The organism is Microvirga sp. HBU67558, from assembly GCF_018069605.1.
GTDB lineage: Bacteria > Pseudomonadota > Alphaproteobacteria > Rhizobiales > Beijerinckiaceae > Microvirga > Microvirga terrae.
Genome location: NZ_JAGPUP010000545.1, coordinates 54,733 through 78,532, shown reverse-complemented (window position 1 = coordinate 78,532; position 23,800 = coordinate 54,733). Strand labels below are relative to the sequence as shown.

The following is a 23,800-nucleotide window of genomic DNA, read 5'->3' as shown; positions in this document are numbered from 1 at the left end:
GGCTCCATCTCCAAGATGGGCAACCGGCACCTGCGCAAGCTGCTGGTCGTGGGAGCGCACGCGGCCCTTTACAGCATGAAGTCCGGTAAGACCAGGACAGCCATAGCGGACTGGGCCCGAACTCTGCTGGCTAAGAAGCCGTTCAAGGTGGTCGCCGTTGCGCTGGCCAACAAGATCGCCTGGATCGCCTGGGCAGTCATGGCCAGAAGCACGGCTTACGAGCCTAGGAGCCAGGAAGCTGCCGCATCGGCGGCATCATAGACGACCCGTTGAGACCATTCGCCCATCAGGGCAACCCAGTTGGTACGGTGATGATGAGATGATGTGAAGCCAAGCGGATATGGACCGCCGGAACTGGCAAACCCGTGGCATCGTCTTGCGTCAGCCAAGCGCGATAAGTTGAAAGGGACCAGATTCCAGCGCAAAACATCAGGGCCAGCGGTCATGAAGTACCGCGTTCGAAGGCCGGAGACATGACCGCACCCGCCCCGCTAGGCCCAAGCATCATCAATAATCACGTTGCCAAACGGGCGCCATCCAGACATGAGGGCGCCCTGCGAGGTGCTGCGGCAGGCCATGTGCGCCGGACGGACATCGGACCGAGCCGCTTACGGACATTCGTTGCGCCACGGAATCCCTCTGGTGGAGGTCCACAGGAACCATGTCGCCTGGCAACAGATTTAGGACCTGCGTCGGGACCCGCATTGCCAATGTAGGGCGCCAACCACTTGACGTCCGCCCTACCTCGCGGGGGCCGGTTGCCGCTTGACCTTCATGCTCCTCGATTTCGGCGGAGCCGCAATTCCGTGCTCAGCCTTAGAGGCCCTTTCAACTTGTCGGTCGTCTTGGCTGGCCGGCGAGCCAGCATGCTGGCCCGCGAGCCGGCGCAGGCGCGGCAAGACCTGCTCCAGCGCCTTCAGGAGGGGTTCGATCGATGCATCGTTCAGGTCACCTTTATCCGCGAGCTTGCGAAGCGTGTTGGCCAACTTGTCGCTGCGGCGGAGGGCCTTTGCCCGCAGTTCCTGAAGCTTCGTTCCGTCCGGGTCTGTCTTCCGTTTCAATTTCATGGGGCACCGTCTTTCTCTTGAGCGTCCTTCCATTGTCCCCGGACAGGAGTGCCGCTCGCTTCGTCCTGTCCTGTTGATCCTGCGCGGGGGCGAATACCATTTGCTAAGACCCGCGTGGGAGCGATGGCGCTCCCGCTCCGCTCCATCCGAAGAGGACGGCTCTTCGGGGGCGGCCCACCCCAACCTTTGCCCCAAGGCACATCGGCGAGGCGCGAGTTGCGGAAGCGCTCGTCCGACGTCACCTCCTCGCCGACCCAATCGGGCAGCACCACCGCTTGTCCAGGATGACGAAGCTCAACCTCGGCGAGAACGAGGCCGGCGTTCTCGCCGGCGAACTCGTCCACATGCCACACCATACCGGCGTGCAGGACCTCATGGCGCACCTTCTCGATCAGCGGGCGGGGGCAGAGCTTGAGCAACTCCTCCGCCTCGTCCAAGGGGATCTCGTACTCGAATTCCGGCCGGCCGAGACCTTTGCCGCCTCCCTTGATGGTGAGGAAGCCGCGAGACGCGCCGCACCGAACCCGAACGGTCACCTCACCCTTGCAGAGGTAGCCTTGGCGGTAGCGCTGGCCGGGTTCCGGCTTGCGCCACTCATCGCTCTTGACCAGGAACTTGCGCTCGATCTCGACAGGCATGCTTAAGCCTCTTCATGTCGCTCCGTGGTAACGCGACACGGCCGCGTCGAGCGTGGGGAAGAACCGTGTCTCGCCAAAGCGGTCGAACAGCCCGAACCGCCGCAGTTTGTCCTTGACCGGATCCTTCAGTTCGGCGAACCGGAGCTCGACGCCTTGCGCCAGCAGGGCGTCGTCAAGCTCGGCCAAGGCGTCGGCCGCGGTCACGTCGACGCTCGTGACCGGCGCCGCCGCGACCACCACGCACCGCACCGGGGTCGGCGATTCCGCCACGGCAGCGAGAACGCGCTCGCGGAACAGCTCCGCGTTGGCGAAGAACAGCGGCGCATCCCAGCGGAACAGGACCAAGCCGGGAATCCGACGGGCCTCCGGATGGCGCGTGACGTCATGGTAGCCCTCGATGTCGGCCGGACGCCCAAGGATTGCGGAGTAGGGACGCCAGCCGTCCCACAGGAATTCGATCACCGCGATCACAATCGCCAACCCGATCCCCGGAATGGCGCCGAACACCGCCACCCCGGCGAAGCAGGCCATCGACAGCCAGAACTCCCAGCGCTGGATGCGGTGGATCCGCTTGAGGTCGGCGACCTCAAACAGCCCGATGGCCGACGCGATGACGACGGCGGCCAAGGCGGACGTCGGCAGGTTCCGGAGGAGGTCGGGCGCCACAAGCAAGAGCAGGGCGATGGCCAGCGCGCCGACGATGCCGGTCAGTTGCGTGCGGGCTCCGGCGGCCTCGGCCACGGGCGTGCGCGAGCTGCTGCTGCTGATCGGGAAGCCCTGAAAGAACCCGGTGGCGAGGTTGGCGGCCCCGAGCCCCACCATCTCCTGGTTGGGATCGACCGCGGTGCGGGTCCGCGCGGCGTAGGCGCGGGACAGCACGCTGGTATCGGCGAACGACACCATGGCGACGGCGCAGCCTCCGATCAGCACGGGTACGATGTCGCGGGCCTCGATCCAAGGAAGCGCGAGACGGGGCAGACCCGCAGGAAGAGACCCGAGGATCGAGACGTCATGGCGGTCCGCGAGGTCGAACAGGCCGACAAGGACAGCGGAGCCGACCACCGCGACCAGGATGCCGGGTACGCGCCGGCTTCCCCGCAGCAGCAGGATGGTCGCCAGTGTTCCCAAACCAATCGCAAGGGCCACCCAGTTCGTCCTGCCGGCCAGGATGGCTCCGCCGATTGACCATAGGTCTCTCAATGGTCCGGTGCTCTCGACCGAGAAGCCGAACAATTTCGGGAGTTGGCTGATCAGGACGGTCAAGGCGATCCCGTTCATGTAGCCGTAGCGGATGGGCTTGGACAGGAGCTCGGTCACGAAGCCCAGGCGAGCTAGTCCGGCCAGGACCAGGACCGTCCCCGATACCAGTGCCATCATGCCGCCCAGGGCGACGGCGCGCTGCGGATCCCCGGCTGACAATGGCAGCACGACGCCGAGGATGACGGCCGCGAGAGCCGAGTCCGGGCCGAGGACGAGGATGCGGCTGGGCCCGAACACGGCGTAGACTAGCAGCGGGACAATCGTGGCGTAGAGGCCGCAGATGCCCGGCAGGCCGGAGGCCACGGCATAGGCGATTCCGACGGGGACAAGCATGGTCGCAAGCACCAGACCGGCCACGACATCATGGCCCAGCCATGCGATCTTGTACCGGAGGAGGGTGCTGAGCCCGGGCATCCAGCGCAACCATCCGGCCTCATGGCCCATCCACATGAACGTCGAGGTCGCGTCCTGTTCGCCTTCGCTTCGAGCCTCTTGTCCGCGTATCGCATGGCTTTCATCGGCAGGCGGCATGGTCATGGCTCCCGTCCGGTCGGGGGAAGGTGAATCCACTGGGTGCGTGCCGACCATGACTGCGCTCCGGCCGTTTCCCTCATGGCGCTCAGTACCGTGCCGGCACAATGTGCCCCGCGTGCAGGCCCTCTTTGACCCCCTTGGGTCTGGGTTCCGCCTTTGGAACCTTCGGCAGCTCGACCTTGACCTTCCTGTAGGGGATTTGGCTGAGCATGTGGGAGATCAGGGTGAGCCGGGCCCGACGTTTGTCATCGGATGGCACGATGAACCAGGGGCAAGCCGGCGTGTCGGTGGCCCGCAGCATGGCCTGGTAGGCCAGCGTGTAGTCCCACCAGCGGCGCACCGACTCGGTGTCCATCGGGCTGAGCTTCCAATGCTTGATCGGATCCTCGATCCGGTCGGCGAAGCGCCGGCGCTGCTCGTCCTGGCTGACGTCGAGAAAGTACTTGAGCAGGATGATGCCGTTGTCGACGACCTCCTGCTCGAACGAGGGCACGAGGCGCATGAACCGCTCGTATTCCCCATCGGTGCAGAACCCCATCACGCGCTCGACCCCAGCCCGGTTGTACCAGGAGCGGTCGAACAGGATAATCTCCCCGGCGGCCGGAAACTGGGCGATGTAACGCTGGATGTAGAGCTGGCTCTTCTCGCGCTCAGTCGGCGCGGGGAGGGCGATGTGCCGAAACACCCTGGGGCTGACACGTTGCGTGATCCGGCTGATCACTCCGCCCTTGCCCGCCGTGTCACGCCCCTCGAACACCACGATGATCCGGGCGCCGGTCGTCTTGACCCAGGTCTGCAGACGGACGAGCTCGACCTGGAGCTTCCTCAGCTCGCTCTCGAACTCCTTGCGCTTCATGGGCGTGGCAGCCGCATCCGCTTCGTCGACCGCGGCTTGTTTGGTCGTCATGGCTTCGTCTCGACTCATCATAGGCTCCTCTCGGCGTCACGTTTCATGACTGCATCATTGTGTCCTCGCGCGACCGTCTGACCGCGCCTCTATCATCGACGGACTCCGCCGCCACCAGAGCGCCAGCAGGAACGACCCGAGTAGCTGCACGAGCCCATAGACGAGAACCGCCGTGGCGGCCGGCGTGCCGGGAAACGTGCTGGTCGTGATCATCAGACCCAGGCCGACATTCCGGATTGCAGTTGTGAGCGCCACCGCCTTGCGGTCCCCGCTTCTCTGCCCGCCGGCAATCCATCCGGCACCGAGGCTGACGCCGAGAAGGGTCAGCATGGCCAGGATCCCGCCCGGCCGGACGACTTCTCGCAGCTGTGAGAATTGGGATGTCAGAATGAGCGCCAGGGTGGCCGCGTTGAGGATCTTGCTGATCGAAAACGCAGGACCGAGCCACCGTGCCGCCAGAGCGGGCCGCCGTTGGCTGATGGCGAGCCCGCAGCACAGCGGGAGGAGTTGGGTCGTCACGATGGCGGCAAGCATTTCGAGCGGATCAACTTGCAGATCCGCTCCCCCGGTCGTGAGGGGCAGGAGGAGGGACAAAAGCAGAGGCGCCAGCACCACCGACGAACCAGCCAGGATCACCATCAGCCCGACCGAGGTTGCGGTGGTACCCCAGGCTAGGGCTGTCAGCGGCGGGCCGTAGGGCGCGCCCGGGCACACGGCGAGGATCAGGATCCCGGCGGCAACCAGCGGGTCGCCGTTCACCACGAGGATGAGGGTCACGGCGGCCGCCGGAACGGCCACGTAGTTGGCCAGGCCGGCACCAAGGAGTTGCGGCCCGTCTTTCGCGGCACCCGTCACGTCCGCAAGCCGAACGCCGAGCCCGGTGGCAAAGCTTATTTCGATCAGTGTTACGGACACGAGAAGGCTGATCCCCTGATCCAGGCTCATACATGATTCTCCATCATGGCCGGGGGCGATCTTCATCATCGCGCCGATATGCTCAACCGGCTTGACGCTTAGGGACAGACGCTTGACCGGATCGGACAGATGGGTTGCAAATTCGGACTTGGGGCGGAAGCGCAAGCAATACCTACCCAGAGCCTATGTGGCGAGTAGGTCGAACTGCTCGACCAGTACCGGCTGCGGAATGCAGGCATATTTTGCCTGTCCGTTGCGCATCATGTGAACCATTGTGATGCCGCCCAGCACAGCGCAGGCGCTATTCATGGACTTGAACCCCATCATCCGGCGAACCCGCCCCTTGATGGCGCGATGATCCTGCTCAATGCGATTGTTATCGGGCATGAACAGGCGCGACACCTCCATTCGGGTTTCTGAAAGCTGATGGATCAGTTATCGTCGGCGCACCGGGATAGGGGTGTCGGGAGCACGTAAGGTGGGCAGGCCGAGCTACCTGATGAGCTGAGAGCTCGTGTTGTTATCTGGCCGCCCCTTCAACTGGCCCGGGTGCGCTGCGAGCGCGGATCCGTAGGTGTCGTGTGGCCCGCTGGCTCCCGAAGTTGTTCAACCCAACGGGAGCCGGAGATGAAGATCATTGCGCTTGATGTCCATCGTTCCTTCGCCCAGATGGCAATCCTGGAGAACAGAACCATCCGGGATGCCGGCAAGGTCGATCTCAAACGCAGCCGCCTTCTGCACTTTGCCAAAACCCTGAAGCGGGAGGATGAGGTCGTCCTGGAGGCGACCGGCAACACCAGCGCCATCGTGCGCCTGCTGTCGCCCTTCGTGGCACGTGTGGTGATTGCCAATCCCAATCTGGTGCGCGCGATTGCCTCGGCCAAGGTCAAGACCGACAAGATCGATGCTCGCGTGCTGGCCAAGCTCCACGCGAGCGGGTTCCTGCCTGAGGTCTGGATGCCAGACGAGGAGACCGAGACACGCCGCCGTATCACGGTGGAGCGCACATAGTTGGTCTCACAGATGACCCGCCTCAGAAACCGGATCCACTCTGTTCTCCATGCTCACCTCAGGTCGTGGCGCTACGGCTGGGGTGGCCAGCGGACTGGCCGGAGTTGCGGAGCCGGCCACTGTCACGACCGATGCGGCCTACGTGTTCTTCAATGCGGCCGTGGTGGCCCGGCACCGGATCCAGGCAGCAAATTGGAGCGCCATCTGGTACCTGCTCTCGGCCTTTGCGGTCATCAGCCACACGGAGCACGCCATCTACGTTGCCTTCGCGGCGCTCGGCTCTTGGATCGGCGCCTTCGTCTCGATCACCTGGCTGGGACGGGTTCCCCACCCAAAGGCGTAAGGGGATTGGCATGATGCATCTGCCTTCTCCTGGCGGAGCCGCGGCGCCGAAGCACGCCCCTAGCGTCTCGCGGACGACCCCTCTGCTCCATCGATCTGCCGACCGATCAGTGCGATGGCCCGCTGATAAACCGAAGCCGCATTCCAGGCCTGGATCACGCTGAAGTTGGGCTCGCCGGGCTGGTAGCCTGCGCCCGCACGCCAGCCATGAGCCTTGAGGAAATTGGCCGTTGAGGCGAGCGCGTTGGCTGCAACATCGAGATTGCCGCCGGTGCCGTAGTTCAGGATGCTCTTGGGCAGGAACTGGGTCTGGCCGATCTCGCCGTGCATGGAGCCGCGCGTGCCGGCCGGGAGAATACCACGGTCGATCAGGGTCAGGGTGGCGTAGAGCTGGTCGGTGAAGAAGGCCGACCGGCGGCAGTCATAGGCGAGGGTCGCCACGGCCGAGAGAGTGTGTTGGTTCCCGCGCTGCCGCCCGAAGGCTGTCTCCATCCCCCAGATCGCCAGGAGCGGTCCCGGCGGAACGCCGTAGCGTTGTTCAAGGGATGCAAAGAGGGCCGCATGTGATTGCTTGAGTGAACGCCCACGCGCCACAATCGTCGAGCCGCCCCGCTTGGCGAGAAACTGATCGAGTGACAAGCGGAAGCTTCTCTGTCCCCGGTCGGCCGCGATGGTGGCCGTCGCATAGGTCGCTCCCCTGAAGGCCGCGATGGTTGAGGCACTGATGCCCCGTGCTCTCGCCTCATCGGCAAACTGCTGCTTCCACGCCTCGAAGCCCGCCACCGTGCTGCCGCACTGCGCGGCACCCGCGGCGCTGGCCATCCCCACGAGTGACACCAAGGCTGCGATAGTAACGATCCTGAACTGCCCACCTGTTATCATGCGGATCTCCTTTCCCATCCCTCAAATCGGACGAAAGGCTGGCGCATTGTCCTGGCCGTGATGGGACATGATTGGCGGGGATGGCTGTCATCGGAGATCGATGACACCCAATCCGAAGCCGGACTGGCCGTGGGTGATCCAGACCCCGCCCTGCCCAAGCATCATCCCCTTATCCCGGACAAAAACCGTCTCGAAGCTGGTGTTTGCGACGACCTCCCGAATGCGCGGGCTCATGACCGTATCCTTCACTGCGACAAGCTGCTCACGGTTGCGGATCATCCGCTTGGCCTTGCGCGTAATCGACAAAGGGTAATGGGTCACTCGGTCAAGGAGTTGGACATCGCCAGACCGGAAGGCGGCCTTGACGCGCCTGAAGCCATAGTAGGCATCGAGGGGATCGAAGCCCAAGCTGTGGTAGCTGGCCTCAATCTCCGAGGACAGCTTTGGACGAGAGAACCCTGCCTCCGGGGTCTTCGCCGGAAGGCCCATCGACCGCCGCAGTTCCCGCACGAGGAGGTTGAGGGCTCTGTGTCGATCATAGAGCATCTGCAACTCCGGCTCACGGGCTTGTGCCGCTCCGGTCGCGAGTGATCCCGTGGTCTCCGGCTCGACCGCCGCCACGTCAGCTCCGGCATATCGCCCCTTGCGGGAGAACGAGCTCTCCGCCAGTTCGTCCTCGAGCTGGCTGCGGGCAATCCAGGTCCGTTCCTCCACTTCGGCAAGGACCTGTTCGTGTGACGGCTTGAAGCCGGGACCTCTGGCGATGTCGGCGGGGAGGACCTGTAAGGCTTCCCGCGGTTTGGGGCCCTTAAGCTCATCGGATGGATACCGGGGATCGACCTTGTAGGTTCGCCCGTAGACCTGAACGAAGAAGGGGTCCGCGCGGGCTGGAGGCACGAAGAGAAGAGTCAGCAAACATGCGTAACCCCCCAAAATTGTCACGGTGGAGCGGGCCATCGCCGCCTCCATGCCTAAGGTCTAGTCATGGCGCCGAACCGCACGGTGTGTCGACCGCCGGGCCACGCCCGCCACGCTCTCGGGCGTGCCTGGTTGGCCGACGTCTGCCTGAGCGGTGGCGCATTTGAGGCCGATGCTGATCATGCTCGCGTGACCCGGCGCCGTTGCATTCGACTGGCTTCCGCCGATCGACACCGGAAGGGCGATGAGAAAGGCTGTGACGCGGCCTGTCACGACGAGTATCAGCGGTAGATTGCACATCGTGCATTATCTATTGTCTGGCGTCGACCGACTGACGCTGCCTCTCATCGTAGACTCACGGGCCGGAGCTGCTTGACCGGCTGAGCCATCGGCTTGTCCTTTTTGGACAGCCGCCGACGCATCCCGTTTCAGCTTGAGAGGGCTTCTGCCCGACGGGCTCACATCTCCGGCTTCGTTGCAGGCAGGCACGCTTGCGTCGAGAGGGGAAAGAGAATGCAGGACGCCCGGAGCAGAGAAGTCCCCACGGCCTCTCTCGGGGGATGCTTGATCCCAGCGCCGATGACCACCGGGGATGATGCATGGTCCGCGCCTGGGCCTGTGGTCAAAAATGGCAAGCCTTTGGTCTGAACGATCAAGCATGTTCTGCAAACGGCATCACAATGGACCTGCTAATGACCGCCTGCTTCGCGCCGTACGGTGCATCTGTCGGCGAGCGGGAGGATAGCAATGAACAGGCTTCTTTTGGTTCCGGGCGTTGGCCGCCATCATGCCTCGGGCCGCTCGCATTGATCTTGTCTCCCTCAAGGCTGACAGGATGGTGCGGCCCCCGAACAGTTCTTCGAGCTCGGTAAGCGTCAATAAGGTTCGTGATGAAGCCGGGGGACAAGCCAAGGGATCTTCAAGGCCACCAGCGATGGAGTTCTGGACATGAGCGAAATCATCATTTCAGACATGATCTCTCGCCGCCATGCTCTTTCTCTCGTGGGGTTCGCAGCCACACTCGCCCTGGCAGCACCCGCTGCGGTTCTGATGGTGTCAGAGGCTGAGGCTCAGACCCCAGGCATGGAACGGCGCGGGGAGCGGCGGACAGGACGTCATCAGCGGCGTCAGACACGGCGGACCGGACGCACAGAGCGCCGTGAGGAGCGCCGGGACTGAGCGAGATGGCCCACCGGAAGAGAGTTCGGCTCGGATTGGGGATCAATGAATATCGGTGGTCTCCGGTGTGAGTGGTTTAGCAACCTCACTCTGTCAGAGAGCGACCGCTATCCATGCCTCTCGGATTCTCGACCCGTGCTGACGCCTGAGCGCAAGCGCTTGTCGCGTTCAGCAGGCTCTGATGGTTCGATCTGCCAACGCTTTCTGGCCAGCCTAGTCCACGAACGTCGTTCCCTCGCGGCGGATCGTCGAGAAGCGGCTCTTGGCATAGACGGACGTGTAAGGCACCTGCACGTATTCCAAGGTCTTCCGTGCGGCCCAGCCCGGGAGAGTGTCCCTGTACCGGGCGAAATTCGGATTGGGTCCCGTTCCGAAGAGCACTTCGTTGAGGTTCAGCCCGACCCCGACATAGAACGAGCGCTCGATCGGATAGCCGAGTTCGCGCTCCTTGTCCTGGAACCCACGTACATCGAAGCCCGCGTGCAGTTCGGCGTATCTCAGGGGCGTATCCTTGAGCGTCTCGAAGCCGCTGCCCTTCAGCGCCATGATGTACCGCTGGCGCTCGTATGGGGGGAGAATGCCGTTATCCCCCGTGGTGATGCCGGGCCGCTCGAAACTCGCGGGTGTGTACATGAACCGCCAGTCCAGCTTCTCCCGCAGGCCGGGGACGGAATTCCGGACGACGGAGAAGAGCGCGCCGACGCCGTTCGCCACGATGTCCTCACGCGAAAAGCGGTGCCGGCCGGTAAACCCGTCCATGGTCTCGGCGAGGCTCATGATGCCGAATGCGACGAGCGCGGCCGTGATCGGGGCACCCGTGGGATCCGTGGCATTGGCCCGGATCCGGTCCGTCAGCAGGTCGGCAATGACGTAGGTCGAGAACGAATGGCCGATCTTGTCCATGCCGCCGTGACGGGTGTTCTTGGCGAACCATCCTTCCTCGATGGTCTGGAACCCGGAGGTGTTGCCCCAATCCCAGTCCTTGAAGCCGACAATGGCCATGCCCGCTCCGACGATGGCCAGCTCCCAGCGAATTGCGTGCAGATGATCGCCCAACTGGCTGAACGAGTAGAACGTCGGAGGGACCGGTGTCGGCTCGAGGTTTGCTGTCGCAGCTGGCACCGTCGGTCCGGCTGCGACCGCCGGCGTTCTCGCATGGTGCTTCTTCGCTCGGGCCACCGAGCGGGACTCCGATGGTCCACTCGGTTGCGCCAGGGGTGCCTCAGGGAGCAAAACGGTCCCGATGACTGCAAGACAAGCGACAAAGGCGACGACCCGCATGAGCTGATTCTCTTCCGAATTCCTCGGCCGGATCTTTCTATGGCAGGCGGCCGAACGAAAGGCCCGGGCTGTGCCGGGCCTTTCCATGTGTTGGATCAACGGCTCAGTAGGTGCCGAACTTGAAGTTCAGCTTGGCCCGCGCGACGAAGAAGTCGTTGTCGTCGTTGCCGACGGCGGGGGCAAAGAGTTCGACCGGCGCTCCGCCACCTGTCGGGGTGAACGTGCCGACAAAGCCGTTGCCGAAGTCGTCGTCATCCTCATCGAAGCTGAGCCACAGGCCCTCAAGCCCGAAGGTCACCGCTGAGGAGCCGAACCAGTTCACCGGCAGAGCCCATTCGACACCGCCGCCGGCCACCCAGCCAGTGGTGTCATCCGAATAGGCCAGACCGCCCGTGGCGTAGATCAACACGCGATCGAACGCGACGCCGGCGCGGGCCCGCACCGTGCCGAACCAATCCGACAGGTTGCTGCGGAACTCTCCGGGCACGAAGGTTCCAGGGGCTCCCGCCGGAATAAACGCAACATTCTCATCCTGGTCGGTATCGGCCCATTGGATGTCGGTCTCGAGACCGATCACGAAGGAGCCGATCTGATAGTTGTAACCGATCTGAGCACCGCCGGTGAATCCACCGTCGTCGTTGTTAGGGAAGAACAGCGTACCGGGAACGGCACCACCCAGGACGACAGTTTCTTGATCGCTGTCGCGCCAGCCCCAGCCGGCGTTCACACCGGCATAGAAGCCGGTCCAGGTGAAGAGCGGCGCTGCAACGATCGGCGCAGGAGGCGGCGCTTGGGGAAGATCGGCGGCAGAGGCGGTCATGACGCCAGCCGTGGAGAGTGCCGTAGCGGCCAAGAGGCCGAGAAGACGTGATTTCATGTGCTTCCATCCCTTGTGCGAGGAGTCGCAAGGGGCAGTATGCAGCGCTGCCAAGTTCTGGCTATGGCACGAAAGCAACACCAGATTGAATTCATTGTCCATGTCAGTATTGCTGACATGAATACAAGCCTATCGGGTTGCCAATACACTGGATCGTTTGACTCGAGCGCAGGGGCGTGGCCTACTGTCTGGGTTTTCGGAGGACTCCGAAGGCGAGGAGATCACTCAACCCTGCCCCTTACCCCTGGGGCAGGGTTTTTTGCCTTGGGTCAGACAATACGATCGATAACGATCGGCAATAGTTTAGACAGGTTCCCATTCAGGTATTATTCTGTACGACATCAGGTTCTTGCCTGAAGACTTCTGTCGGCTTGATAGCCTGAGGTTGATCACTGGGAACACGGCCCTGCCGAAGAGCCTCATGCAACGCGACCGAAGCGGCGGGGTTCGCGAAGACGCAGCGGGATCCGAGACCTCTCGGTGGCGCGAAGACAAGGTAGTCCGATCTCCCAGGCACGCGGGTGATGACCAAGATCCTATAAGGCAGACTCCAGTATTGGGAGACAGTTCCATGCAGCGCCTTCTGATCATCCCCGTCCTTACCGTAACAGCGGGGCTGCTGGACTCCGCGGCTCTGGCACAGCAGCAGTTCGATGGACGTTGGAGTGTCCACGCCATTCCCGAGAAGGGGGCCTGCCGGAGGGCGCACTATTATACGGTCGTGGTCGAGGACGGGGTGGCCCGCAACGCGGCTTCGCGGCGCACAAGTGACAAGGTGACTGGCGGCCTGGAGGCAAGTGGGCGCGTTCGGGGCAGCGTCCAACGGCAAGGGACACGGACAGACATCACAGGGACGCTCACGGAGCGTTCGGGTTCTGGCCACTGGACCATTGCGGGGAGGATTGCCTGCTCAGGACGGTGGACCGCCTCCAAATGGGGCTGAGGTCGGCCTGCTGGATCAGCCAGGAGGCTCTGTTGCACCCGAGAGAGGCGCATCCAGGATCGGCTACGGGAGCCGCCTGTGGAAGGAAGGCGTCGCGAAGCATGCCGAACCCGACGATATCTTAACGCGTAGGCAGCGCAAATTCCCCAGGCTTAGCAGATCAAGCATGGCGGCCTCCGTTCCCCATTGGTTGGAACAACCCGGCATGCTTTTAGTCGCGCCTTGGCTCAAACCGTCAAGAGTTTGTCGTATTCGATCAAGCACGGCACGTGGGTTACAGGAGATAATACGCAGTTCTGTGACGAGGAATGCCCCGCGAATGGCGGAGCGTCGGCCATCTTCCACTCTCGTCTCGTTCAAGATGACCTAGGCTTGCCGCCTGGAGGCACGATGAGCCAGCAGGACAAATGGCTTGTTAAGCTGCAAGGAGGCTTCCATGAAGACGTTGACCGTTCTTGCAAGTGCCGCTCTGATCACCGTTGGCGGGATCGGGCTTACTGTGGCGCAGCCCAATCCGGTCCGGGGCACGCCGGGTTCACCCTTCCCCTACGCCGCCGCTCACGAAATCCAGACGATTAACGGCGTTCCGTGCCGGACGATGTACGACAAGCAACTCGGCACGCGTGTCCCGATCGCCTGCGCCGGCGGGGACGTCCCGGTCGCCAGAGTCGATGTGGCCACGACCGGGAGCACACGCGCGGCTGTAGCCAGTGGAGTTCCCATTGCGGGCACGCCGAATTCCCTCTTCCCCTATGCGACTCCGAATGAGATCCGGACATTCAACGGGGTCCCCTGCCGGACGATGTATGACCGGCAGCTCCAGGCTCGCATCCCCATCGCGTGCGCCGGGGAGGTCATGGTCCGCCGTGTGCAGTGACCGATGAGGTGTTGTGCCGGGCGATCGATGACCCGCAGTGACAACATCCTGCGCCGCCCAAGATGGCGTAGCGGGGCCCTTGTCGAGCTAGACACCCGGAGGCGAGCACTCGCGCGATAGGGAGGTGGCACCTTTGGCCGGTTGCATGAGGTATTCCGGTCATCTCGCGCGAGTTTCTGTTCGTTCCGGCTGATCTGTCCACGATCACTATGACATGGGCAGATCGGCTGGGAGGTGACTGCAAAGCGCCATCGATCAGGTGGGTGCTCCAGTTTTGAGAGACCTTCCCATGCATCGTCTTCTGCTCATCTCCGTCTTCACCGTGACATCGGCGCTGATCGACTCTGCGGCTCTGGCGCAGCAGTTCGACGGACGCTGGAGGGTCGTGGCCACCCCCGAGATGGGTTCCTGTCACAGGACGCATCGTTACACAATCCTGGTTGAGAACGGGGTTGCCCGCAATGCCTCGCGACAGGCAGGGGGAAAGGTCACCGGCGGACTGGAGCAAAGCGGACGCGTTCGGGTCAGCGTTCAACGTCCGAGAGGGCGGCCCGACATCACCGGGGAGTTGAAGGGGTGGTAGGGTTCCGGCGCCTTGATCATTACAGGGCGGATCACCTGTTCGGGGCGTTGGACCGCAAAGAACCAAGGCTGATGCCGGGTCAGCGCGAATTCGCCATGCTCCGGGACGATAAGAGGGATTGTTGCCGCGTGAGACATAAGGCAACCTTCTTCATGAAACCTCCAACGCCTGCTCCCTCCCATCACCGGTGAGGGAGCTTTTTTATGGAGGCGAGGACGAGCAGAATCTGAGCCCTGCTTCCCGTCGCCCGACGACAGCACCGTCATTCGATGGTGTCGCCGGATCCGAATGGACCAGGACGTCCCGGCAAGCCCAAGACCGTTTGCGGGTTTCCCGTCCTTCGCGAGCAAAACTGTCAACGGATTGTCCTCACCGGTCAAGCACGCCGCCGCGATTGGTCTACGCTGATCCCAAAGATGGCGAATGATCCGGGGGCATCTGCGCAGTCTCCGTGCTGACGGCCGACTGAGGTGCGGGAGGCGGACCAAGGAGGCACCGACAATGAAGCACGTTATCTTTCGATCTCAGGGTGCCGCGCCCACGAGGGCGGCTCTCTGTCTTCTCGCTGCTATGGCTATCACAGGCGCTTCTGTGCCTGCCACAGGGGCCGAGGACGGGGAGGCTCAGAAAATCCTGAAAACCATGGCCGACTACGTCAGCCGCCAGGAGAACCTGGCGCTGAAATATGATGCCGACATCGAGGTGGTGACCCCGGCGGTCGAGAAGATCCAGTTCAGCGCCTCGGGCGACGTCGCCTTGAGCCGCCCGAACAGGTTCCGCATCAGCCGCACCGGTGGCTACGCTGATGTCGAGCTCATCTCGGATGGTTCCAACGTGACGGTCTATGACCGTGGCGGCAACCGGTTCGCCCAGGTGACCGGATCCACTTCCTTCGATGAGGCTGTCGACAGGCTCCGCAACGAGGCCTCGCTCGAACTACCGGGAGCCGATCTCCTGCTGTCGAAGCCCTACGACGAGCTGATGGCGGGGGTGCTTGAGGCCAAGCATATCGGCCGCGGCGTCGTCGAGGGCATCGAGTGCGAGCATCTCGCCTTCCGCAACCTCGACACCGATTGGCAGATCTGGGTCGAGGTCGGCGAACGCCCGGTGCCGCGCAAATACGTCATCACCAGCAAGGCGGTCGGCGCCGCGCCCCAGTACACGCTGCGGCTCAGGGACTGGAAGACCGGCGTCAGCCCGGCATTGGACGCCTTTGCGTTCAAGCCGCCGGACGGCTCCAGCGGCGTGACGATTGCTGTCCTCAAGGACATCGATGAAATCCCAGAGGGCATCGTTCCCGGAGGCACCAAATGAGCACGCTCAAATCCGCAGGCCTTGCGGCCCTCACGGTGTTGGCTGCCGGAGCGGCCCTGTTCTGGAGCGGTAACGGGCCAGCGCCGTTCGGCTCGTTCATCAGTCAGGCGGAGGCAAGGATCGGGAGGCCGGCAACGCCGATGAGCTATGCCGGCGTGGCCCGCCGAACCACCCGTCGTTCCGTTGCCTATGGAGCAGCCGCCGGGGCTGCGGCAGCAGGGACGTACTATTACGCTGCCCCCGGCTGCCGGCAGGTTGTGAATTCGTACGGCCAGATCGTCTACCGCTGCCCGTAGACAGTGCTGTTCCGACCGCCCCTCAACACGGACGCTCAGGCGGGCGGCTCCGGAGTGGATATGCTTGGGCCCGCTAGATTGCCGGAAAGGAGAGGGAGCAATGGAGATGGCATTCGCCCACCGGCCAGACGACCCGCATCCGGCCGATGACATCGGACTTCTGGCCCAGGATCTGCGCCGGGTGCTGCGGACCGAACTGCTGAGGGACACCTGCTATGCGGACAGCGTCGCCCGCCTGTTCTCGATGCACCGCCGCACCATGAACCGGCACCTGAACGCCGAAGGCCTTTCGTTCCGGCAAGTGGCCAACGAAACCCGCTTCGAGATCGCGTGCGAGCTGCTGGCCAACACCGACATGGAGCTGGGCCAGATCGCGGCGGTCCTGCGATACTCCGAGCTGAGCGCCTTCACGCGCGCCTTCCGGCGCTGGTCCGGGCAGACCCCGTCGGCGTGGCGCAACGATCATCTCGGGGGACGGGAAGCGTGGCGGCGTCGCAACCCGCGCCGTCTCCGTGCGGCCTCTGGCCGACGCCCAAGCCGGTCGGACAATCTGCCTGACATGGCCACCTGGCCGGTGGCGGGAGGCGGGCGGTAAAGGTCTTCCGGGACGGCCGAGACGGGGTTCCCGCTCGTTGGACACACGGCTGGCACCCCGGCAGTCCAAAACTGTCAATGCAATGGCCCAAGGGGTCAAGCAGCAAGGTTGGAAGGGATCATACTGGCTCCGGCAATCAGGCCGAGCGGCTGCGGACCCGGGCGCATGTCCCGCTTCCGCGGCCCCCTTCTGGCAGCCAACGGCGCCAACCCATCGCGTGCACAACAGGGAGGCAGTCATGACGGTTGCAGTTACAGCCCAAGGTGTGTCTCAGGATCAGCGGCGGCACGACAAGTACGACCGGCTCGTAGCAACAGCCCAGTCCCTGCCAAAGTTGAAGGTGGCTGTGGCGCACCCCTGCGATGCGGCCTCCCTGGGGGCGGTGTTCGAGGCGGCGGGGCTCGGCCTGATCGAGCCGATCCTCGTCGGGCCGCAGGCCAGGATCACAGCCGCCGCGCAGGCGCTCGGCAAAGACTTGTCTGCCGTTCGGTTCGTCGAGGCCCGGCACAGTCACGCGGCCGCGGAGGAGGCCGTCAACCTCGTACGGTCCGGCGAAGCCGAGGCGCTGATGAAGGGCAGCCTGCACACGGACGAGATCATGGCGGCCGTGGTTCGCCGGGAGGGCGGCCTGCGCACGGCTCGCCGGATCAGCCACTGCTTCGTCATGGACGTTCCCGACCACGACACGGCGCTGATCATCACCGACGCGGCGGTGAATATCGCGCCGACCCTGGAGGACAAGATCCACATCGTCCAGAACGCCATCGACCTCGCAAAAGCGCTCCGCGTCGATCCCGTGCGCGTGGCGATCCTGTCGGCGATGGAGACCGTGAATCCGAAGGTACCGTCGACCATCGAGGCTGCGGCGCTGTGCAAGATGTCCGACCGCGGCCAGATCACGGGCGGCATTCTCGACGGCCCGCTCGCGCTCGACAACGCCATCGACCTCGGCGCCGCCAAGATCAAGAAGATCCAGTCCCCCGTCGCAGGGCAGGCCAATGTCCTGGTGGTTCCGGACCTGGAGGCCGGCAATATGCTGGCTAAGAGCCTGACCTTCCTGGCCGACGCGGATGCCGCCGGCATCGTGCTCGGCGCCCGCGTGCCGGTCATCCTCACCAGCCGGGCCGACTCGACGATCACCCGACTGGCCTCCTGCGCGGTCGCCTCGCTGGTCGCGGACGCGCAGCGCAAGCAGCTTTCCATGCCGGAGGTCTGAGCCATGATCCCCGTCCTCATCGTTCTCAACGCCGGCTCGTCGAGCCTCAAGTTCCAGGTCTACGACATGGTCCACGGCGGGGAACCGCGGCTCATCTGGAAAGGGCTTTACGAAGGCCTGGGGGGCTCCGCGCATTTCATCGTCAAGGACGCCGATGGAAAACTCCTGGATGAGATGACCTGGAGCTCGGGTGATCGGATCGGGCACGAGGAGGCGCTGATGCACCTCGTCTCGTGGCTGAGCCAGTTTCGGGAGGAGCGCAAGCCCGTCGCCATCGGGCACCGGGTGGTTCATGGCGGCGAAGCCTTCTCCAGCCCGGTGCTGGTCGACGACTCCGTGGTCCAGAGGCTTGAGGCGCTGGTGCCGCTCGCACCCTTGCACCAGCCCCACAATTTGGAACCGATCCGGATCGTGCGCCGCCGCCTGCCGGGGATGCCACAGGTCGCCTGCTTCGACACCGCCTTTCACCAGACGCAGTCCGACATTGCCACCCTGTTCGCCCTGCCGCGCGAGATGCGCGAGCGCGGCGTGCGGCGCTACGGCTTCCACGGTCTCTCCTATGATTACGTCGCGTCGGTGCTGAAGGACTACGACCCGCAGCTCGCGAAGGGGCGGGTGATTGTCGCTCACCTCGGCAACGGTGCGAGCCTGTGCGCCCTCAATGGCGGCGTCAGCACGGCGACGACGATGGGCTTCTCCGCCCTCGATGGCCTGCCGATGGGCACCCGCTGCGGCGCCGTCGATGCCGGGGTGATCTTCTTCATGCTACGGGAGATGAGGCTCAGCCCGGAGGAGGCCGAGAGCGTGCTGTACAAGAAGTCCGGGCTGCTTGGGGTGTCCGGCCTCTCGAACGACATGCGGGTGCTGCGCTCCAAGGCGGCGAGCGATCCGAACGCCAGGCGCGCCATCGACCTGTTCGTGTACCGCATCACCCGCGAGATCGGCTCGCTCGTGGCGGCGCTGAGCGGCCTGGACGGCCTCGTCTTCACCGCGGGCATCGGCGAGAACGACGTGGCGACCCGATCCGAGGTGATCAGCGGCCTGAGATGGGCCGGGCTCCACCTCGATGAGGCGGCCAACCGCAGCGGCGGCCCACGGATCTCTGCCGGATCCGGACCCACGGCGTGGGTCATTCCCACCAACGAAGAGCTCGTGATTGCCCGGCAGACGCGCAGCGTGCTCGGCGCCATGCCGGCCAAACTTGCATCCTGACCAAGGAGACTGATGTCATGGAAGCCTTGAAGACCAAGCCTGACGAAAAAGCGCAGCAGGAGCTTGCGGACGAGACGTTCATGTCGGCCGCCGATCTGCGGAGCTACATGACCGAGATGCAGATGGCGAAAGCCATGAAGTCGGTCGATGGCATGGACCGCGCCGAGAAGGCGCGCCACGATCTGATCAAGCGGATGGCCGAGCCCATCGACCTGACGCCCGAGCGCCTGCAGGAGATCCTGCAGCCGCTGAAGTCGAAGCTGCGGGCGGCGGCGGAGCGCGGCCAGACCGAGCTGATGGTGATGCGCTTCCCCAACGCGCTGTGCACGGATCATGGCCGCGCGATCAACAACTCGGATCCGGCGTGGCCCGACACCCTCACCGGGCGCCCGCGCCAGGCCTACGAGCTGTGGCGCGACCAGCTCCGGTCCGCAGGCTTCAGGCTGAGCGCGCTCATCATCGAGTGGCCCGGTGGGCTGCCGGGCGACGTCGGCTTCTTCCTCAAGTGGGGCGACACCAAGCAGTAAGACCAACCTTGCAGCCGAGGATGGCTCCAATGCCGCGAAACGAACCGACGACCGATACCGACCAGCGTGGGCTGGAGGAGAGGCTGACCGAACTCGGCCGCGTGCAGACGAAGGTCGTGGAGGTCTACCAGGAGCGCTACGCCAAGGCGGTGCAGCGTTACCTGGAAGCGGCGAAGGCTGCGAGCGAGCCCATGAGGGAGGTGGCGGGTCGCGCAGCATCGCCCTTGGATCTTTGGCGCGATGCAAGTGCTTACTGGCTCGACTTCACGCAGCGCTCGATCCTGTTCTGGGACACCCTGCGCCAGCGCGGCAACAACTGGATCGAGCATGAGAAGGCCGGCAAGCCGCCGCTGCTCGACTTCGAGTGGGAGATGGTCGCGGACGCCCGCACCTTCGAGCGGCCTGCCAACTATGCCCTCGTGCGCGTCCTCCCGCCGGACGGCGTCCAAACCGCCCCGGAGCGCCGCCCCTTCGTCGTCATCGACCCGCGGGCCGGCCATGGGCCGGGCATCGGCGGCTTCAAGCAGGACTCGCAGGTCGGGGTGGCGCTCAAGGCCGGGCATCCGGTCTACTTCGTCATCTTCTTCCCGGAGCCGGTGCCTGGGCAGACCCTCGCGGATGTCTCGCGCGCCGAGGCCGAGTTCCTGCGCATTGTCGGCGAACGCCATCCGAAGACCCGCAAGCCGGTCGTGATCGGCAACTGCCAGGGGGGATGGGCCTCGATGCTGGTCGGCGCGCTCGAACCGGACCTCGTCGGTCCCATCGTGATCAATGGCGCGCCGATGTCCTATTGGGCCGGCAACGACGGCGAGAACCCGATGCGCTACGCCGGCGGCATGCTCGGCGGCACCTGGCCGGCGCTCCTCGCCAGCGATCTTGGCGCCGGCACGTTCGACGGGGCCCACCTGGTCGAGAACTTCGAGTATCTCAATCCCGCCAACACCTACTTCGACAAGTACTACACGCTGTTCTCCAAGATCGACACCGAGCCGGGGCGCTTCCTTGAGTTCGAGCGCTGGTGGGGCGGCTTCTTCCTGATGGACCGGCAGGAGATCAAGTGGATCGTCGAGAACCTGTTCGTCGGCAACAACCTCGCTGATGGCGACGCCGAATGGTCCGAGGGGCGCGCCTTCGACCTGCGGGCGATCCAGTCGCCGATCATCCTGTTCGCGTCGCTGGGCGACAACATCACGCCGCCGCAACAAGCGTTCAACTGGGTCGCCGACCTCTATCCGACGACGGAGGCCCTTAAGGCGAACGGGCAGGTGATCGTGGGCTTGATGCACAAGAGCGTCGGCCATCTCGGCATCTTCGTCTCAGGTGCGGTCGCCAAGCGCGAGCACAGCCAGATCGTCGACCTGATCGAATACATCGAACACCTGCCACCTGGCCTCTATGGTATGCAGGTCGAGGAGCAGAAGGCGAACGGCAGTGTGCGCTACGACGTGATGCTGACCGAGCGCCGGGTCGAGGATCTTCGCGTCCTGCAGAAGTATGGCCGCAAGGATGAGGCGCCGTTCAAGGCCGTCGAGACCGTCTCCGAGGCACTTGTCTCCGGCTACGAAACGTTCGTTCATCCTGCCGTATCGGCCGTGGTGACCCCCACCGGGGCGGCCATGAGGCGGGCGATGCACCCGCAACGGGCGCAGCGCTGGGCAGTGTCTGACCTCAACCCGTTCCTGTGGCCGCTCAAGGGCATGGCCGATATGGCCAGGGCGAACCGGGCACCCCGCGACAATGACGGCCCGATGGCCATGATGGAGCGCTGGACGGCCGCCATGACGTCCGCTTCGTTGGATCTCTATCGCGACCTGCGCGACGCGGCGGTTGAGAACACCTTCTTCCGCACCTATGGCCCGGCCGGCATCGGCATGGCCGTCGAGGAGCGGGCAGCCGTCCCGGAGGAACCCATCGACGTCCGGGATACCCCTCTCGTGAAGGAGGCGCTGTCCCGTATCGAGGAGGGAACCCGGACCGCGGCTATCGTCCGTGCGGCGCTCCTGCTGATGAAGGCCGGCACCGGCCGGCGCCGGCTCTCGGCCATGAAGCGGGCGCGGGACCTCGTCGGCAAGGATATCGGCCTCCTCGACATGCCGGCGGAGGAAGCCCGCGAGATCATCCGGGAGCAGTCCTACATCGTCGACTACGAACCGGTGAAGGCGCTCCTGGCGCTGCCGAAGCTTCTGCGCACGTCCGCGGACCGGCGCCGGCTGCTCGATCTGCTTGACCGCCTGGAGGGCCGGATCGAGGCCAACGACAAGCAGACCACTTTGCTGGCGGAGATCAGGCGCCTCCTCTCCGAAGACGATGCTGACCACAAAGCGAAAGGCGAGCCGATCACGGTGACGCTGGTGGAAGAACCGGCGAAGGGCCATCCGGAAGCGGTCGCGAGGCCGGGCACCGCTCATCGGGCCCGCGACGCCCGACGCACGAGGGCAAGACCATGAACGACCAACCAACCAACCTGACCAAAGCTGCCATCCAGTCGAAGATCCTGCACGGCAAGCGGGCGCTCGTCATTGGCATCGCCAACGAGCACTCCATCGCCTATGGCTGTGCCCGGGTCTTCCGCCAACTCGGGGCCGACCTCGCGGTCACCTACCTCAACGAGAAGGCCCGACCGTATGTCGAGCCCCTTGCCAAGGAGCTCGGGGCCTCGGTCTTTGCACCCTGTGACGTGGCTCAGGACGGCCAGCTTGAGGCTGTCTTCGAACAGATCCGCGGGACCTGGGGCAGCCTCGACATCGCGCTCCATTCCATCGCGTTCGCCCCGAAGGAGGACCTGCAGGGTCGGCTCGTCGACAGCTCCGCCGAAGGGTTCAAGGTGGCGATGGACATCTCCTGCCACTCCTTCATCCGCATGGCGCGGCTGGCCGAGCCCCTGATGCCTGAGGGCGGCACGCTTCTGGCAATGAGCTATCACGGCGCCAACAAGGTGGTGCCGAACTACAACCTTATGGGCCCCGTGAAGGCGGCGCTGGAGAGCGCCGTCCGCTATCTCGCCTACGAGCTGGGCGACAAGCACATCCGGGTGCATGCTGTCTCACCCGGGCCCCTGAAGACCCGGGCGGCCTCCGGCCTGAAGGACTTCGACGTCCTGCTCACCGAGGCTATCGAGCGGGCGCCCATCGGCGAGCTGGTCGACATCGACGACGTGGGCCTGACGGCGGCCTACCTGACCACGCCGTTCGCCCGGCGGCTGACCGGAACGACGACCTACGTCGATGGTGGGCTCAGTATCATGGCGTGAGGTTAGCCCCACGCATGAGCAGATAAACCAAGGGAGGTCACAATGACTTCCAGTCTCTTGCCGCTGCAAAAGCACATCGGCGGCGTGACGCTTGCCCTTCTTCTGGCAGGCGCCGCATGGGCCCAGGCGCCGGATCAGCAGCCCGCGTCCCCTGACCGGCCGATGCTCCGGCAGCCGACGCCTTCGTCCGTTCAGCAGCAGGAAGACGGGCAGGGCGCCGCGGAGAAGCGCGAGGCGGAGGCCGACGAAAAGCTGCGCGAGATGGATCGTCGGCTGGACCGCACCCTGCGCAGTGTCTGCAGCGGATGTGATCGGTAACCTCACAGGAGGGAGCCCATGGACGTTTCCGCATCAACAAAGCCCACCCAGCCGTTCGCGTCCGGGATGCTCAAGGGCCGGGCGGCCGTCGTGACCGGCTCGACCAGCGGCATCGGCCTCGGAATCGCCGGAGCCCTCGCGGCACAAGGCGCCGACGTGCTGTTGAACGGGTTCGGCGACCCGGCAGAGATCGACCGGGTCCGCTCATCCCTCGCCGACGCGCATGGCGTGTTGGTGTCCTACAGCGCCGCCGACATGGCGAGGCCGGAAGAGATCAATGGGATGATCGAGCAGGCGACGCGTGACCTCGGCGGGGTAGACATCCTCGTCAACAACGCGGGCATCCAGCACACGGCGCCAGTCCGCGAGTTCCCGATGGAGCGGTGGAACGCGATCCTCGCCATCAATCTCACGGCTGCCTTCTGCGCCACACAGGCGGTGCTCCCCCAGATGGAGAGCCGTGGCTGGGGGGATCATCAACATCGCCTCGGCGCACGGGCTCGTCGCGTCGACGCACAAGGCCGCCTACGTCGCGGCCAAGCACGGGGTGCTCGGGCTGACCAAGGTGGTCGCGCTCGAAACGGCGACCACCGGCGTGACCTGCAACGCCATCTGCCCGGGCTGGGTGCTGACGCCCCTGGTGCAGAAGCAGATCGATGACATTGCCGCTGCGGAAAGAGTCAGCGGAAATGACGCACGGGCACGGCTGCTCGGCGAGAAGCAGCCCTCGCTCGAATTCGCCACCCCGGAGCAAATCGGGGCACTGGCCGCGTTCCTCTGCATCGACGCGGCGGCACAGATCCGCGGCGCCGCCCTGCCGGTCGATGGTGGCTGGACCGCACAGTGAGGAGATCGATG

Annotated in this window: 23 protein-coding genes and 3 pseudogenes; 16 read left to right on the top strand and 10 right to left on the bottom strand. The window is 64.6% G+C overall.

Annotation, left to right across the window (positions count from 1 at the left end):
• Positions 1-261: pseudogene (locus KBI52_RS22250) on the top strand (IS110 family transposase); the annotation flags it as partial.
• Between the two features lie 802 nt (positions 262-1,063).
• Here KBI52_RS22250 and KBI52_RS22245 read toward each other — a convergent pair.
• The 5 genes and pseudogenes from KBI52_RS22245 to KBI52_RS22225 form a co-directional block, all read right to left on the bottom strand.
• A complete protein-coding gene (locus KBI52_RS22245) occupies positions 1,064-1,705 on the bottom strand; it encodes a CYTH domain-containing protein (RefSeq protein WP_210811777.1) in 642 nt (213 codons plus the stop codon).
• 12 nt (positions 1,706-1,717) lie between these two features.
• Positions 1,718-3,553: a SulP family inorganic anion transporter gene (locus KBI52_RS22240; RefSeq protein WP_371823201.1), complete on the bottom strand. Its 1,836-nt coding sequence runs from the start codon at positions 3,551-3,553 to the stop codon at positions 1,718-1,720.
• 31 nt (positions 3,554-3,584) lie between these two features.
• Positions 3,585-4,406 (bottom strand): polyphosphate kinase 2, encoded by an 822-nt coding sequence (ppk2, locus tag KBI52_RS22235; protein WP_247654569.1) that lies wholly within the window; start codon positions 4,404-4,406, stop codon positions 3,585-3,587.
• Between the two features lie 54 nt (positions 4,407-4,460).
• Entirely contained in the window at positions 4,461-5,351 is an 891-nt protein-coding gene (locus KBI52_RS22230; RefSeq protein WP_210811774.1) for a bile acid:sodium symporter family protein, read from the bottom strand.
• 153 nt (positions 5,352-5,504) lie between these two features.
• Positions 5,505-5,699: pseudogene (locus KBI52_RS22225) on the bottom strand (DDE-type integrase/transposase/recombinase); the annotation flags it as partial.
• Positions 5,700-5,948: 249 nt separating this feature from the next.
• Between KBI52_RS22225 and KBI52_RS22220 the strand changes: the two are divergent.
• Positions 5,949-6,332: a transposase gene (locus KBI52_RS22220; RefSeq protein ID WP_210811772.1), complete on the top strand. Its 384-nt coding sequence runs from the start codon at positions 5,949-5,951 to the stop codon at positions 6,330-6,332.
• A 49-nt stretch (positions 6,333-6,381) separates the two neighbouring features.
• A complete protein-coding gene (locus tag KBI52_RS22215; protein WP_247654568.1) occupies positions 6,382-6,675 on the top strand; it encodes a hypothetical protein in 294 nt (97 codons plus the stop codon).
• Between the two features lie 59 nt (positions 6,676-6,734).
• Here KBI52_RS22215 and KBI52_RS22210 read toward each other — a convergent pair whose 3' ends face one another.
• The 5 genes from KBI52_RS22210 to KBI52_RS22190 form a co-directional block, all read right to left on the bottom strand.
• On the bottom strand, positions 6,735-7,556 hold the full coding sequence (locus KBI52_RS22210; protein WP_210811771.1) for a lytic transglycosylase domain-containing protein: 822 nt from the start codon (positions 7,554-7,556) through the stop codon (positions 6,735-6,737).
• Between the two features lie 87 nt (positions 7,557-7,643).
• Positions 7,644-8,513, bottom strand: a complete 870-nt coding sequence (locus KBI52_RS22205) for a hypothetical protein (RefSeq protein ID WP_210811769.1) — start codon at positions 8,511-8,513, stop codon at positions 7,644-7,646.
• A gap of 21 nt (positions 8,514-8,534) precedes the next feature.
• On the bottom strand, positions 8,535-8,747 hold the full coding sequence (locus tag KBI52_RS22200) for a hypothetical protein (protein WP_210811796.1): 213 nt from the start codon (positions 8,745-8,747) through the stop codon (positions 8,535-8,537).
• A gap of 1,119 nt (positions 8,748-9,866) precedes the next feature.
• Positions 9,867-10,832: a DUF2279 domain-containing protein gene (locus KBI52_RS22195; protein WP_210811767.1), complete on the bottom strand. Its 966-nt coding sequence runs from the start codon at positions 10,830-10,832 to the stop codon at positions 9,867-9,869.
• 205 nt (positions 10,833-11,037) lie between these two features.
• On the bottom strand, positions 11,038-11,913 hold the full coding sequence (locus KBI52_RS22190) for an outer membrane beta-barrel protein (RefSeq protein WP_315974869.1): 876 nt from the start codon (positions 11,911-11,913) through the stop codon (positions 11,038-11,040).
• Positions 11,914-12,382: 469 nt separating this feature from the next.
• Here KBI52_RS22190 and KBI52_RS22185 point away from each other — a divergent pair, with 469 nt between their 5' ends.
• From KBI52_RS22185 to KBI52_RS22125, 13 genes and pseudogenes are all read left to right on the top strand, one after another.
• Positions 12,383-12,754: a hypothetical protein gene (locus tag KBI52_RS22185; protein ID WP_210811765.1), complete on the top strand. Its 372-nt coding sequence runs from the start codon at positions 12,383-12,385 to the stop codon at positions 12,752-12,754.
• Positions 12,755-13,190: 436 nt separating this feature from the next.
• On the top strand, positions 13,191-13,631 hold the full coding sequence (locus KBI52_RS22180; protein WP_210811763.1) for a hypothetical protein: 441 nt from the start codon (positions 13,191-13,193) through the stop codon (positions 13,629-13,631).
• 289 nt (positions 13,632-13,920) lie between these two features.
• A complete protein-coding gene (locus KBI52_RS22175) occupies positions 13,921-14,214 on the top strand; it encodes a hypothetical protein (RefSeq protein WP_210811762.1) in 294 nt (97 codons plus the stop codon).
• 591 nt (positions 14,215-14,805) lie between these two features.
• Positions 14,806-15,528 carry a DUF2092 domain-containing protein gene (locus KBI52_RS22170; RefSeq protein ID WP_262265672.1) on the top strand — a complete coding sequence of 241 codons (723 nt, stop codon included), beginning with the start codon at positions 14,806-14,808 and terminating at the stop codon, positions 15,526-15,528.
• Positions 15,525-15,824, top strand: coding sequence for a hypothetical protein (locus KBI52_RS22165; protein ID WP_210811760.1), 300 nt, complete (start codon positions 15,525-15,527; stop codon positions 15,822-15,824). The genes KBI52_RS22170 and KBI52_RS22165 overlap by 4 nt, the downstream gene beginning before the upstream one ends.
• Before the next feature lie 106 nt (positions 15,825-15,930).
• On the top strand, positions 15,931-16,419 hold the full coding sequence (locus KBI52_RS22160; RefSeq protein WP_247654567.1) for an AraC family transcriptional regulator: 489 nt from the start codon (positions 15,931-15,933) through the stop codon (positions 16,417-16,419).
• A 238-nt stretch (positions 16,420-16,657) separates the two neighbouring features.
• Entirely contained in the window at positions 16,658-17,635 is a 978-nt protein-coding gene (locus KBI52_RS22155) for a phosphate acetyltransferase (RefSeq protein WP_210811759.1), read from the top strand.
• A gap of 3 nt (positions 17,636-17,638) precedes the next feature.
• Positions 17,639-18,847 (top strand): acetate/propionate family kinase, encoded by a 1,209-nt coding sequence (locus KBI52_RS22150; protein WP_210811758.1) that lies wholly within the window; start codon positions 17,639-17,641, stop codon positions 18,845-18,847.
• A gap of 17 nt (positions 18,848-18,864) precedes the next feature.
• Positions 18,865-19,374: a hypothetical protein gene (locus KBI52_RS22145; protein WP_210811757.1), complete on the top strand. Its 510-nt coding sequence runs from the start codon at positions 18,865-18,867 to the stop codon at positions 19,372-19,374.
• A gap of 29 nt (positions 19,375-19,403) precedes the next feature.
• Positions 19,404-21,821: a DUF3141 domain-containing protein gene (locus tag KBI52_RS22140; RefSeq protein ID WP_210811756.1), complete on the top strand. Its 2,418-nt coding sequence runs from the start codon at positions 19,404-19,406 to the stop codon at positions 21,819-21,821.
• Complete coding sequence (gene fabI / locus KBI52_RS22135; RefSeq protein ID WP_210811755.1) at positions 21,818-22,624, top strand: enoyl-ACP reductase FabI; 807 nt, start codon at positions 21,818-21,820, stop codon at positions 22,622-22,624. The genes KBI52_RS22140 and fabI overlap by 4 nt, the downstream gene beginning before the upstream one ends.
• A 42-nt stretch (positions 22,625-22,666) precedes the next feature.
• Complete coding sequence (locus KBI52_RS22130; protein ID WP_210811754.1) at positions 22,667-22,942, top strand: hypothetical protein; 276 nt, start codon at positions 22,667-22,669, stop codon at positions 22,940-22,942.
• A gap of 66 nt (positions 22,943-23,008) precedes the next feature.
• Positions 23,009-23,789, top strand: a pseudogene (locus tag KBI52_RS22125) (3-hydroxybutyrate dehydrogenase).
• The last annotated feature ends 11 nt before the right edge of the window (positions 23,790-23,800 follow it).

Excerpts from the sequence above, each read along its gene's own strand:
- KBI52_RS22245 (WP_210811777.1), bottom strand. The coding sequence starts at position 1,705 with ATGCCTGTCGAGATCGAGCGCAAGTTCCTGGTCAAGAGCGATGAGTGG.
- KBI52_RS22240 (WP_371823201.1), bottom strand. The coding sequence starts at position 3,553 with ATGGTCGGCACGCACCCAGTGGATTCACCTTCCCCCGACCGGACGGGA.
- ppk2 (WP_247654569.1), bottom strand. The coding sequence starts at position 4,406 with ATGACGACCAAACAAGCCGCGGTCGACGAAGCGGATGCGGCTGCCACG.
- KBI52_RS22230 (WP_210811774.1), bottom strand. The coding sequence starts at position 5,351 with ATGAGCCTGGATCAGGGGATCAGCCTTCTCGTGTCCGTAACACTGATC.
- KBI52_RS22220 (WP_210811772.1), top strand. The coding sequence starts at position 5,949 with ATGAAGATCATTGCGCTTGATGTCCATCGTTCCTTCGCCCAGATGGCA.
- KBI52_RS22215 (WP_247654568.1), top strand. The coding sequence starts at position 6,382 with ATGCTCACCTCAGGTCGTGGCGCTACGGCTGGGGTGGCCAGCGGACTG.
- KBI52_RS22210 (WP_210811771.1), bottom strand. The coding sequence starts at position 7,556 with ATGATAACAGGTGGGCAGTTCAGGATCGTTACTATCGCAGCCTTGGTG.
- KBI52_RS22205 (WP_210811769.1), bottom strand. The coding sequence starts at position 8,513 with ATGGCCCGCTCCACCGTGACAATTTTGGGGGGTTACGCATGTTTGCTG.
- KBI52_RS22190 (WP_315974869.1), bottom strand. The coding sequence starts at position 11,913 with ATGGACAATGAATTCAATCTGGTGTTGCTTTCGTGCCATAGCCAGAAC.
- KBI52_RS22185 (WP_210811765.1), top strand. The coding sequence starts at position 12,383 with ATGCAGCGCCTTCTGATCATCCCCGTCCTTACCGTAACAGCGGGGCTG.
- KBI52_RS22180 (WP_210811763.1), top strand. The coding sequence starts at position 13,191 with ATGAAGACGTTGACCGTTCTTGCAAGTGCCGCTCTGATCACCGTTGGC.
- KBI52_RS22175 (WP_210811762.1), top strand. The coding sequence starts at position 13,921 with ATGCATCGTCTTCTGCTCATCTCCGTCTTCACCGTGACATCGGCGCTG.
- KBI52_RS22165 (WP_210811760.1), top strand. The coding sequence starts at position 15,525 with ATGAGCACGCTCAAATCCGCAGGCCTTGCGGCCCTCACGGTGTTGGCT.
- KBI52_RS22160 (WP_247654567.1), top strand. The coding sequence starts at position 15,931 with ATGGCATTCGCCCACCGGCCAGACGACCCGCATCCGGCCGATGACATC.
- KBI52_RS22155 (WP_210811759.1), top strand. The coding sequence starts at position 16,658 with ATGACGGTTGCAGTTACAGCCCAAGGTGTGTCTCAGGATCAGCGGCGG.
- KBI52_RS22150 (WP_210811758.1), top strand. The coding sequence starts at position 17,639 with ATGATCCCCGTCCTCATCGTTCTCAACGCCGGCTCGTCGAGCCTCAAG.
- KBI52_RS22145 (WP_210811757.1), top strand. The coding sequence starts at position 18,865 with ATGGAAGCCTTGAAGACCAAGCCTGACGAAAAAGCGCAGCAGGAGCTT.
- KBI52_RS22140 (WP_210811756.1), top strand. The coding sequence starts at position 19,404 with ATGCCGCGAAACGAACCGACGACCGATACCGACCAGCGTGGGCTGGAG.
- fabI (WP_210811755.1), top strand. The coding sequence starts at position 21,818 with ATGAACGACCAACCAACCAACCTGACCAAAGCTGCCATCCAGTCGAAG.
- KBI52_RS22130 (WP_210811754.1), top strand. The coding sequence starts at position 22,667 with ATGACTTCCAGTCTCTTGCCGCTGCAAAAGCACATCGGCGGCGTGACG.